Below are 656 nucleotides of genomic sequence, written 5' to 3' on the forward strand. Positions count from 1 at the left end.
GGGCTGGGAACAGGAGGAAGGTCGTGGCGAGCGTTGCTGCGTGCAGCCGCCAGTGGCGGGCGCCATCGAGGATCGCCTGGCGCGAGAGCTTAGCCCCATGCAGGAAGAAGAGCAGCACGATCGCGGCGGTGGCAATATCACCCGCGATCGCCTGCCACATGCCCCGCGCGGGCAGGAACGACGCGAGCGCGACCGTGCCGAGCAGCATGAGGATGAACGGCTCGAAGAAGGCGAGAAAGGCCCGCACGGTTCAGCTCCCGCGATAGGTCGAATAAGCGAATGGCGAGACGAGGAGCGGCACATGGTAGTGCGCGTCCGCCTCGGCGATCCCGAAGTCGATCGTCACGACATCGAGGAAAGGCGGATCGGGCAATGCAATCCCTCTCGCGCGGAAATAGGCTGCGACGGAGAATCTTAGGCTGTAGACCCCTGCGGCGATCGAAAGCGTTCGCAGGCCGGCACAGCGGCCATCTGCGTCGGTCTCGCCTGAGAAAAGTGTCAGATCGCCCCTCGCGAGCTTCAGCGTGACCCCCGCTGCCGGTATGCCGGCGCTCGTGTCGAGGACATGCGTTGAGAGGCTCATGCCGCCGCCTCGATACGCGGCCAGCGTCCGACGAACTCCGGCTCGGCATAGCCGAGATAGTCGGCGACGATCG

At 65.5% G+C, this 656-nt stretch carries 2 protein-coding genes; both read right to left on the bottom strand.

From position 1 onward, the window contains the following. The coding region (locus AACY08_RS27855) for a bile acid:sodium symporter (protein ID WP_339472319.1) at positions 1 to 247 on the bottom strand (247 nt) is incomplete at its 3' end. Positions 248 to 250: 3 nt separating this feature from the next. Beyond that, positions 251 to 583, bottom strand: a complete 333-nt coding sequence (gene uraH, locus AACY08_RS27860; protein ID WP_299109464.1) for a hydroxyisourate hydrolase — start codon at positions 581 to 583, stop codon at positions 251 to 253. Positions 584 to 656 lie beyond the last annotated feature (73 nt).

The sequence above is a fragment of the Pseudomonas sp. EL_65y_Pfl1_R83 genome (genome assembly GCF_963970695.1).
In the GTDB taxonomy this organism is placed as follows: Bacteria; Pseudomonadota; Gammaproteobacteria; order Pseudomonadales; family Pseudomonadaceae; genus Aquipseudomonas; species Aquipseudomonas tritici.

Bases quoted from the DNA above. Each gene is read 5' to 3' on its own strand.
- uraH (WP_299109464.1), bottom strand. From the start codon at position 583: ATGAGCCTCTCAACGCATGTCCTCGACACGAGCGCCGGCATACCGGCA.